The sequence below is a fragment of the Streptomyces sp. NPDC058691 genome, assembly GCF_042714775.1.
Taxonomy (GTDB): Bacteria; Actinomycetota; Actinomycetes; order Streptomycetales; family Streptomycetaceae; genus Actinacidiphila.
The window spans coordinates 118,799-129,005 of sequence record NZ_JBHXSO010000022.1; the positions used below are offsets into that span (position 1 = coordinate 118,799).

Consider the following 10,207-nt stretch of genomic DNA (forward strand, 5'->3'; position numbering starts at 1 on the left):
TGTCCGACACCGGACAACACCAACGGCCCAGCAAAAAGCGGGCCGCATACCCGAAGGGCATGTGGCCCGCTTTCGCGTGGTGGCCGGTGCGTACGGCCGGGGGGCGAGCCCGGGCTCACTCCTCGTCTTCGTCGGTCTCCTCGGTGAGGGACCGCTGGAGGGCGTTGCTCTCACCCGGGGCCATCGAACCGAGGATCCGTTCCAGATCGTCTATCGAGGCGAACTCGACGACGATCTTTCCGCGCTTCTGGCCGAGGTCCACCTTCACCCGGGTGTCGAACCGGTCCGACAGACGCAGCGCCAGATCCGTGAGAGCGGGGGAGACCCGCCTCCCGGCCCGGGGCGTCGCGGACTTGCGGACGGGTGCCGTCTCGGAGTTCATCAGGTGCACGATCTCCTCGACCGCACGCACCGACAGCCCCTCGGCCACGATCCGGCTGGCGAGCTTGTCCTGGTCCTCCACGTCCTCCAGGGCGAGCAGCGAGCGGGCGTGCCCGGCAGAGAGCACACCGGCCGCCACACGGCGCTGGACGGGCGCCGAGAGCCTCAACAGCCGCAGGGTGTTGGACACCTGGGAACGGGAGCGGCCGATGCGGTCGGCCAGCTGCTCGTGCGTACAGGCGAAGTCCTTCAGGAGCTGGTCGTAGGCGGCAGCCTCCTCCAGCGGGTTCAGCTGCGCACGGTGCAGGTTCTCCAGCAGCGCGTCGAGGAGGAGTTTCTCGTCCTCGGTCGCGCGGACGATCGCCGGGATGCGGTCCAGCCCGGCCTCACGGCTGGCCCGCCACCGGCGCTCACCCATGATGAGCTCATAGCGGTCCGTGCCCGTCTCCCGGACCACGACCGGCTGGAGGAGCCCGACTTCCTTGATGGAGGCGACGAGTTCGGCAAGGGCGTCCTCATCAAAAACCTCACGCGGCTGCCGCGGGTTGGGGGTGATCGCGTCGAGCGGCACCTCGGCGAAATACGCTCCCGCCACCGGAGCCGGCCCGTGGTCGCTGACCCCCTCCTGCGTTTCACGTGAAACAGGGATCTCAACGGTCCCACTGTGCTCCGCGAGGGCGGTCACCTTCGCCACCGCGATCCCCCGCTCCGGCGCCAGGACCGCCACAGCGGGAGCAGCCGCAGCCGCCGCCGTGGCCACCGCGGTCGCGGCTGCCTGATCCGCACCACTCGGTGCGGCAGGAATCAGCGCGCCAAGACCACGGCCGAGCCCTCTGCGTCGCTCACTCACTGGATCCCCTCCGACCTGCTCTGTTCACTGAACTCACTGCTGCTCCCGAGACCGCGCATCGCCATCTCCCGCGCCGCCTCCAGGTAGGACAACGCCCCGCTGGACCCCGGGTCGTAGGTCAGCACCGTCTGACCGTAGCTGGGCGCCTCCGAGATGCGGACCGAGCGCGGGATGCTCGTGCTCAGCACTTCCTTGCCGAAGTGGGTGCGCACCTCCTCCGCGACCTGTGAGGCGAGCCGGGTACGGCCGTCGTACATGGTGAGGAGGATGGTGGAGACGTGCAGCTTGGGATTGAGGTGGCCGCGCACCAGCTCCACGTTGCGCAGCAGCTGGCCCAGACCCTCCAGGGCGTAGTACTCGCACTGGATCGGGATGAGCACCTCGGCACCCGCCACGAGGGCGTTGACGGTCAGCAGACCGAGTGAAGGCGGGCAGTCGATGAGGATGTAGTCGAGCGGCTGCTCATAGGACTCGATGGCCCGTTGCAGCCGGCTCTCCCGTGCCACCAGCGACACCAGCTCGATCTCCGCGCCGGCGAGGTCAATCGTGGCGGGGGCACAGAACAGCCCTTCCACGTCCGGGACCGGCTGCACGACGTCGGAGAGCGGCTTGCTCTCCACCAGGACGTCGTAGATGGACGGCACCTCGGCGTGGTGGTCGATCCCCAGCGCCGTGGAGGCATTGCCCTGGGGGTCGAGGTCCACGACGAGCACCCGGGCCCCGTGGAGGGCCAGGGAGGCCGCCATGTTGACGGTCGTGGTGGTCTTGCCGACGCCACCCTTCTGGTTGGCGACGACGATCACTCTGGTCTCGGGCGGACGGGGGAGTCCTTCACCGGCCCGCCCCAGAGCCTCGACGGCCAGTTGGGCGGCTCGGCCGATGGGGGTGTCATCCATCGGGGGCGGTGTTTCACGTGAAACATCCTCCCCGAACAGCTCGGTACGGGGACCGGGGACCGGATCGGCCATCGGTCCCGCAATGTTGGCGTCGGACCGCAAGGATTCACTCTCCTCGACTACAAGCTCGCAATGAACAGAGCCTGCCATGCTTTCGGGGTCGCGAACCAGTGAGGCCCGTTCTCCTGTGGATGAATCCTCCGGTCGGCTCGCCGGAGCGAGCGATTCCGAGGCCCGTTGGGTCAGCGATTCGGCCGCCGCGCGGGCTCGACCGAGGATTCCTGGAAGCAGAGAGCGCCGTTTCACGTGAAACACGATGCGCAGGCGCGCATCCGTTTCCTATCCGACACTCCGGGTTGTCTGGCTTTGCCCCGTTATATGGAGCACACCGGCCAATGTCGCCAACGTCACATTCAGCGATGCCGCCGACGGTCCGCCCGCGCGGCCTTGGCCCGCCGGGTCGCGGCACGGACACCGCCGGGGCTCTCCCCCGCGAGTACACGCACGACCGTGGACTGTGGGTCCACCACGCCCTCACCGACCTGAACCACGGAGGTCTCCGCGGCACCGAGCCGGCTCAGTGCGGCCCGGGCGGCCTTGAGCTCTTCCTCGGCCGTATCCCCCTTCAGGACGGCCATCTCTCCGTGCGGGCGCAGCAAGGGCATCCCCCAGCCGGCCAGCCGGTCCAGCGGTGCCACGGCGCGAGCGGTCACGACATCCACCGGGGGCAACTTGCCGATCATCTCCTCGGCGCGGCCGCGTACCACCCCGACGTTGTCCAGGCCCAGCAGCCGGACGGCCTCCTCAAGGAAGGTGGTCCGGCGCAGCAGCGGTTCCAGGAGCGTGATCGTGAGGTCGGGCCGGGTCAGGGCCAGGGGGATGCCGGGCAGACCGGCCCCGGAGCCGACGTCACAGACCGAGACGCCGTGCGGGATCACCTCGGAGAGCACCGCGCAGTTGAGCATGTGCCGCTCCCACAGCCGGGGTACCTCCCGCGGCCCGATCAGCCCACGCCGCACCCCCGCGTCGGCCAGCAGCTCCGCGTAGCGCACCGCGTCCGCGAAACGCTCTCCGAAGACCTCCCGCGCCGCTTCGGGCGCCGGGGGAAGCTCCGCCGCTGCCTCCGTCACGAGAACCGTCCTTCCGTAGTTCGGGCCCCCAGGACTGTGGGAGACCGTCATCAGGCTGACAAGATTCGGCCCCGCCTGCGAGCAGACGGGGCCGAGTGAGTACCAGTACCGCGGGAACCGGGCGAGGTCAGACCGGAAGGACGACCACCCGGCGCTCGGGCTCCTCGCCCTCGGACTCGCTGCGCAACCCCGCCGCGGCGACGGCGTCGTGCACGACCTTCCGCTCGAAGGGCGTCATCGCCCTCAGCTTCACGGGCTGGCCGCTCCCCTTGACCTCTTCGACGGCCTTCACGCCCAGGTCCGTCAACTCGGTGCGCTTGCGCGCCCGGAAGCCCGCGATGTCCAGCATCAGCCGGCTGCGGTCACCGGTCTCCCGGTGCACCGCGAGCCGGGTGAGCTCCTGGAGCGCCTCCAGGACCTCACCCTCCCGTCCCACCAGCTTGTTGAGATCACGGCTCGACGACTCGCCGACGATGGAGACCGACGCGCGGTCGCCCTCGACGTCCATGTCGATGTCACCGTCGAGGTCGGCGATGTCCAGCAGCCCCTCGAGGTAGTCGGCCGCGATCTCACCCTCCTGCTCGAGGCGGGTCAGCGCGTCGGTGGTGTTGCCGTCCGTCACGGCGGGGCTCCTCTACTACTTCTTCTTCGACAGGTTCGGCTTGTCCACGCCACTGCTGGGCTTGGGCTTGGTGCCCGCGGCACCACCACCACCGCCCGGCTTGGGCTTGCTGCTGCCCGCCGCGGCCGGCTGGCCGGTGCCGCCGGTCTGACGCTGGGACTTCGTCTGCCGCTTGGGCTGCGCGCGCTTGACCGGGGCGGCGTCCTGCGCCTCCTTGGCAGCGGCGGGCTCCTCCTTGAGCAGGCCCTTGGCCTTCAGGCGCTCCTGGCGCTGCTGGTAGGCCAGGCTGCCCGGCGTCGGGTTACGGCGGATCACGAACATCTGCTGGCCCATGGTCCACACGTTGGTGGTCAGCCAGTAGATGAGGACACCGACCGGGAAGTTGATGCCGAAGACGGCGAACATGACCGGGAAGACGTACATCAGCATCTTCTGCTGCTGCATGAACGGGGTCTTCACCGTCATGTCGACGTTCTTGGTCATCAGCTGGCGCTGCGTGTAGAACTGCGAGGCCGACATCAGGACGATCATGATGATCGTGACGACGCGCACGTCGGTGACCGAGGCACCGAGCGAGGCGACCTTGTCGGCGCCGTCCCTGAACGTCGCGGCGAGCGGGGCACCGAAGATGTGTGCCTTCTGGGCGCTGGCGACCTGGTCGGCGTTCAGCACGCCCACCGGGTTGCCCTTCGCGATGTTGCTGAGGACGTGGTACAGCGAGAAGAAGAAGGGCGACTGCGCCAGGATGGGAAGACACGAGGAGAGCGGGTTGGTGCCCGTCTCCTTGTACAGCTTCATCATCTCTTCGGACTGACGCTGCTTGTCGTTCTTGTAGCGCTCCTGGATCGCCTTCATCTTCGGCTGGAGCGCCTGCATGTTCCGGGTCGCCTTGATCTGCTTCACGAAGAGCGGGATCAGGCAGATCCGGATCAGGACCACCAGCGAGACGATCGACAGACCCCAGGCCAATCCGCTGTCCTTGTCGAAGACAAGGCTGTACAGCGAGTGGAACTGGACGATGATCCACGAAACTGCGTCGTAGAGGGGGTTCAAGATCCCCACGGTCAGGCTCCTTGGGCGTTAGGGGTCTCGACGGGCTCGGGAGTAACGGACCCGCCCGCTGTGTCGCCCCGGAGGGCGTCACGCAGGCGAGCGTGCCACGGCGGTCGCTTGCGCGGCGGGACATGGTCCACGCCGCCGAGCGACCACGGGTTGCAACGCAGGATCCGCCACGCGGTCAAGGCGGTGCCCTTGATCGCGCCGTGCCGATCGATCGCCGTATACCCGTAGTGAGAACACGAGGGGTAGTACTTGCAGACCGGACCGAGCAACGGGCTGATGGTCCACTGGTAGATCTTGATCAATGCCAGTAGCGGGTACTTCATGGCGCCACCCCCAGGAGCCTCCCGAGGGCGGCATCCAGGTCTCGGGCCAGCTGTGAATGGTCTGCGTCACCCGCACCGGGCAGCGCTCGTACGACTACCAGGCTACCGGGGGGCAGCACGGACAGACGTTCGCGAACAAGGTGACGAAGGCGACGCTTGACCAGGTTCCGGGTGACAGCGCCTCCGACGGCCTTGCTGACAACGAAACCCGCACGCGCCGGGGGGGCACTTCCCCCCGCCGCGTGCGGGTCACGTGTGTCAGTGTCGGTGCGCAGGTGAACGACCAGGAGAGGTCGTCCGGCCCGGCGTCCTCGACGTACCGCGCTCGCGAAGTCCTGCCGCCGCCTCAGCCGATTCTCGGTGGGCAGCACGGCATCACACCTCGCGCTTCGGTGCGATCAGGCGGACAGACGGGCGCGGCCCTTGCTACGGCGGGTCGCGAGGATGGCGCGGCCGGCACGCGTACGCATGCGCAGCCGGAAGCCGTGGGTCTTGGCGCGACGACGGTTGTTCGGCTGGAAGGTGCGCTTGCTCACTCGGGGGCTCCAGGATGAATCGTGTGTTGGCGGGGCGTCGCCTGGCTGTCACCGTGCGCCCACGAGAAACTCGCGGAACATCCCAGGTGTGCACCGCTTAACGATCACCTTGGTGACCCTCGCCCATCGGTAGGCAGGCGGCAGCAGCCATCGACAACTCGACCTGGTTACGGTACGCGCGGCTGAGGCATCAGGTCAAACCAGCGGGACCGGCGGCCGGTGGGCGCCGCCATCCGGACGTGGTTTTGCACACCCTGTGGACAACGACTTGAACCAGGTAGGCCCGGCTGACTACCGTGGCAGAACCCCAAAACATTCCCGTCCGTCCCAAGAACCACACCTTCGTGGGACCCATCGGCACCTACCAGCGACCGAGAGAGCGTGCCCTGTGGCTGACGTAACTGCCGATCTTGCCTCAGTCTGGCCAAGGGTCCTGCAGAAACTTCTCGTCGACGGCGACGACCTGAAGCCGAAGGACGCGGACTGGCTCCAGCGCACCCAGCCGCTCGCCCTGGTGGCGGGCACCGCCGTGCTCTCGGCGCCGAACGAGTTCGCCAAGAGCGTGCTGGAAGGACGGCTCCTCCCGCTGATCACCGAGGTGCTCAGCCGTGAGTTCGGTCATCCCGTGGGTATCGCCATCGCCGTCGCCTCGGGCAGCGAGCAGGAGGCGGCTCCCGCACCGCCCCCGCCCCTTCATGAATCACAGCAGGGCGGATACGACCCCGAGCCCTCCGGTTACGGCGAGCCGCAGCACGGCTACGGGGAGGGCCCGCGGATGCGCCGCGCGTACCCCGAGCACCAGGCCGGCTCCCCGGGCGGCTGGCCGCCCCGCGATCCCGAGGACCACTGGCAGCAGCAGCGGCTCGGCGACTTCCAGGAGCGCGAGCCCTACCCGTCGCCCCCGTCGCGCTACGACATGCCGCCGGCGCACCAGATCCCGCCCCGCCGCGAGCCCTCCACGACCCAACTGCCCCCGATGCCCGCCCCCCGCACACCGGGCGGCCCCCACGGCGGCGGGCCCGGCGGGCCCGGAAGCCACAACAGCCACGGTGGTCACAACAGCCACGGCGGTCACAACGGGCACAGCTCCTCCGGCCACGGCGGCGGCACGGGCAACGGACCCGGTTCCGGCGGCAGCTCCGGCGGCCCGGCCGAGCCGACCGCCCGGCTGAACCCCAAGTACCTCTTCGACACCTTCGTCATCGGCGCCTCCAACCGCTTCGCGCACGCCGCCGCGGTGGCGGTCGCCGAGGCGCCGGCCAAGGCGTACAACCCGCTGTTCATCTACGGGGAGTCCGGCCTCGGCAAGACCCACCTGCTGCACGCCATCGGGCACTACGCGCGGAGCCTGTACCCGGGGACCCGGGTCCGGTACGTGAGCTCGGAGGAGTTCACCAACGAGTTCATCAACTCCATCCGCGACGGCAAGGCGGACGCGTTCCGCAAGCGGTACCGCGACATGGACATCCTGCTCGTCGACGACATCCAGTTCCTGGCGAGCAAGGAGTCGACGCAGGAGGAGTTCTTCCACACCTTCAACACCCTGCACAACGCGAACAAGCAGATCGTGCTCTCCTCGGACCGGCCGCCCAAGCAGCTGGTGACCCTGGAGGACCGGCTCCGCAACCGTTTCGAGTGGGGCCTGATCACCGACGTCCAGCCGCCGGAGCTGGAGACCCGGATCGCGATCCTGCGCAAGAAGGCCGTGCAGGAGCAGCTCAACGCCCCGCCGGAGGTACTGGAGTTCATCGCCTCCCGGATCTCGCGCAACATCCGCGAGCTGGAGGGCGCGCTGATCCGGGTGACCGCGTTCGCGAGCCTGAACCGGCAGCCGGTCGATCTGCAGCTGACCGAGATCGTCCTGAAGGACCTGATCCCGGGCGGCGAGGACTCCGTGCCGGAGATCAGCGGCCAGGCGATCATGGCGGAGACGGCCTCCTACTTCGGGCTGGACGTGGAGGACCTGTCGGGCTCCTCCCGCAGCCGGGTGCTCGTCACGGCACGCCAGATCGCCATGTACCTGTGCCGTGAGCTCACCGATCTGTCGCTGCCGAAGATCGGCGCGCTGTTCGGCGGCCGCGACCACACGACCGTGATGCACGCCGACCGGAAGATCCGCTCCCTCATGGCGGAACGGCGGTCGATCTACAACCAGGTCACCGAGCTCACCAACCGCATCAAGAGCTGACCGCGGCCGGGGGCCAGGGGCCGAGCGGAAGCGCGCCGCGGCCCCCTCACAGCCCCTTCGCAGTCCTGTGCGCGGCCGCTTCGGCGGCCTCCACGCGTCCTCAGCGCCCCGGGTCCAACTCCCGGGGCGCTTCGCTTTGTTCGAACGCGCCGGCCGCGAGCCGCCCACAGGAACGTCTCTCCACAGCGAGGGGCCGGATGTCCCTGTCCACAGCCTGGGGATGCCCGAGTTGTCCAGAACTCGTCCACAGCCGGGGCCGTGGGAGACTCATCGCGCCTGCTGGGAGGCGTGTGGATTTGTGGGCAACCCGGATCCACAGACTGTGGACGCCCAGGCCGCCCACAAGGGCGTCCACGAAGTTGTCCACCGGCCGCCCACAGGTTCGGGGCGGTTGTCCCCATCTCGGGGCGGCTTCTCCACAGTTCTGTCCACTGTTCGGCAACCCGACACGACGACTCACCGGTCGGAGTGAACCGCGTCACACCAACGTGGTGGGTTGGGCTGGGGAGAACCTGGGTATTCCTGGGGACAGTGCTGGGGAGAACCGGACCCTTCCTGTGCATCGCGTGTGCACAACTTCGGGCTGTCCACAGACGGGGCTGTTTGTCCACGGGCGCCACCCACAGGCGCGGTGGATAAAAAACAGGGCCTGACCTGCACAGAGACCACTTATCCACGGTATCCACACCCCCTATTACTACGACCAGGGATAGATACCGGGAGACCTGCTTCGAAGCGGGGCCTGTGCACAAACGAGCCGGCGACCGTCCGAGCCCTCCCGCTCCGGCTTGACCCCATCGCGCACCGCATGTCGGTGGCGGCTGTCAGACTGTTCCCCGGCAAGAGGGCCAGCAGGGCCAAGAGACAGTTCGGCCACAGACAGCCAGCAACAGCAGGAGGCGGTTCCGGTGAAGATCCGGGTGGAGCGCGATGTACTCGCGGAGGCAGTGGCCTGGGCGGCCCGCAGTCTCCCGGCCCGTCCCCCGGTGCCGGTCCTGGCAGGGCTGCTGCTGAAGGCCGAGGAGGGCCAGCTGAGCCTGTCCGGCTTCGACTACGAGGTCTCGGCCCGGGTCTCCGTCGAGGCCGACGTCGAGGAGGACGGCACCGTCCTGGTCTCCGGCCGGCTGCTCGCTGACATCTCGCGGGCACTTCCCAACAGGCCTGTGGAGATCTCCACCGACGGTGTGCGCGTGACCGTCGTCTGCGGCAGCTCGCGATTCACACTCCACACCCTGCCTGTGGACGAGTACCCGGCACTGCCCGCGATGCCGACCGCCTCCGGCACGGTCCCCGGCGAGGTCTTCGCCGCGGCCGCCGCCCAGGTCGCCATCGCGGCCGGCCGTGACGACACCCTCCCGGTGCTCACCGGTGTGCGCATCGAGATCGAGGGCGACACGGTCACCCTGGCCGCCACCGACCGCTACCGCTTCGCGGTCCGCGAGTTCCTGTGGAAGCCGGAGACCCCGGACATCTCCGCGGTCGCCCTGGTGCCCGCCAAGACCCTGCTGGACACCGCCAAGTCGCTCACCAACGGGGATTCGGTCTCCATCGCCCTGGCCGGCTCCGGCGCGGGCGAGGGCCTGATCGGCTTCGAGGGCGCGGGCCGCCGTACGACGACCCGGCTGCTCGAGGGCGATCTGCCGAAGTACCGGACGCTCTTCCCGACCGAGTTCAACTCCGTCGCCGTCATCGAGACGCCCCCGTTCGTCGAGGCCGTCAAGCGCGTCGCCTTGGTGGCCGAGCGCAACACGCCGGTCCGGCTGAGCTTCGAGCAGGGCGTGCTGACCCTGGAGGCCGGGTCCAGCGACGATGCACAGGCTGTGGAGCGGGTGGACGCCAAGCTGGACGGCGACGACATCTCGATCGCCTTCAACCCGACCTTCCTGCTGGACGGTCTGAGCGCGATCGACTCCCCCGTGGCGCAGTTGTCGTTCACCACGTCCACCAAGCCCGCGCTGTTGAGCGGCCGTCCGGCCGCCGACGCCGAGGCGGACGACGCGTACAAGTACCTCATCATGCCGGTCCGGCTGTCCGGCTGATGCGAGGCCTGTCCGGTCACGTCGGCCCCTGGGGGCCGACGTAGGCTCGACCTAGGTCAGGCAGGCTTCGAACGAAGGATCAACGATGGAGCTCGGTCTCATCGGTCTCGGCAAGATGGGCGGGAACATGCGCACCCGCATCCGCCAGGCCGGACACACTGTCATCGGCTACGACCGCAA

The 10,207-nt window shown here is 68.7% G+C and carries 11 protein-coding genes; 3 read left to right on the top strand and 8 right to left on the bottom strand.

Going from position 1 to position 10,207, the window contains the following annotated elements:
• Positions 1-115 precede the first annotated feature (115 nt).
• From ACFWVC_RS17925 to rpmH, 8 genes are all read right to left on the bottom strand, one after another.
• On the bottom strand, positions 116-1,231 hold the full coding sequence (locus tag ACFWVC_RS17925) for a ParB/RepB/Spo0J family partition protein (RefSeq protein WP_384286154.1): 1,116 nt from the start codon (positions 1,229-1,231) through the stop codon (positions 116-118).
• Positions 1,228-2,277 (bottom strand): ParA family protein, encoded by a 1,050-nt coding sequence (locus ACFWVC_RS17930; protein WP_384286156.1) that lies wholly within the window; start codon positions 2,275-2,277, stop codon positions 1,228-1,230. The genes ACFWVC_RS17925 and ACFWVC_RS17930 overlap by 4 nt, the downstream gene beginning before the upstream one ends.
• 263 nt (positions 2,278-2,540) lie before the next feature.
• Positions 2,541-3,257: a 16S rRNA (guanine(527)-N(7))-methyltransferase RsmG gene (gene rsmG / locus ACFWVC_RS17935; protein WP_384286159.1), complete on the bottom strand. Its 717-nt coding sequence runs from the start codon at positions 3,255-3,257 to the stop codon at positions 2,541-2,543.
• 127 nt (positions 3,258-3,384) lie between these two features.
• Positions 3,385-3,879, bottom strand: a complete 495-nt coding sequence (locus tag ACFWVC_RS17940; protein WP_384286161.1) for a protein jag — start codon at positions 3,877-3,879, stop codon at positions 3,385-3,387.
• A gap of 15 nt (positions 3,880-3,894) precedes the next feature.
• A complete protein-coding gene (gene yidC, locus ACFWVC_RS17945; protein ID WP_384286163.1) occupies positions 3,895-4,941 on the bottom strand; it encodes a membrane protein insertase YidC in 1,047 nt (348 codons plus the stop codon).
• A gap of 2 nt (positions 4,942-4,943) precedes the next feature.
• Positions 4,944-5,264, bottom strand: a complete 321-nt coding sequence (yidD, locus tag ACFWVC_RS17950; protein ID WP_384286165.1) for a membrane protein insertion efficiency factor YidD — start codon at positions 5,262-5,264, stop codon at positions 4,944-4,946.
• On the bottom strand, positions 5,261-5,635 hold the full coding sequence (gene rnpA, locus ACFWVC_RS17955; RefSeq protein WP_384286168.1) for a ribonuclease P protein component: 375 nt from the start codon (positions 5,633-5,635) through the stop codon (positions 5,261-5,263). The genes yidD and rnpA overlap by 4 nt, the downstream gene beginning before the upstream one ends.
• A gap of 27 nt (positions 5,636-5,662) precedes the next feature.
• A complete protein-coding gene (gene rpmH / locus ACFWVC_RS17960) occupies positions 5,663-5,800 on the bottom strand; it encodes a 50S ribosomal protein L34 (protein WP_003975051.1) in 138 nt (45 codons plus the stop codon).
• Between the two features lie 388 nt (positions 5,801-6,188).
• Between rpmH and dnaA the strand changes: the two genes are divergently transcribed.
• From dnaA to ACFWVC_RS17975, 3 genes are all read left to right on the top strand, one after another.
• Entirely contained in the window at positions 6,189-7,988 is a 1,800-nt protein-coding gene (gene dnaA, locus ACFWVC_RS17965) for a chromosomal replication initiator protein DnaA (protein WP_384286171.1), read from the top strand.
• Positions 7,989-8,896: 908 nt separating this feature from the next.
• Positions 8,897-10,027 (top strand): DNA polymerase III subunit beta, encoded by a 1,131-nt coding sequence (gene dnaN, locus ACFWVC_RS17970; RefSeq protein ID WP_384286173.1) that lies wholly within the window; start codon positions 8,897-8,899, stop codon positions 10,025-10,027.
• 85 nt (positions 10,028-10,112) lie between these two features.
• On the top strand, positions 10,113-10,207 hold a 95-nt coding region (locus ACFWVC_RS17975; RefSeq protein WP_384286189.1), incomplete at its 3' end, for an NAD(P)-binding domain-containing protein.

Bases quoted from the DNA above. Each gene is read 5' to 3' on its own strand.
- ACFWVC_RS17930 (WP_384286156.1), bottom strand. From the start codon at position 2,277: ATGGCAGGCTCTGTTCATTGCGAGCTTGTAGTCGAGGAGAGTGAATCC.
- yidD (WP_384286165.1), bottom strand. From the start codon at position 5,264: ATGAAGTACCCGCTACTGGCATTGATCAAGATCTACCAGTGGACCATC.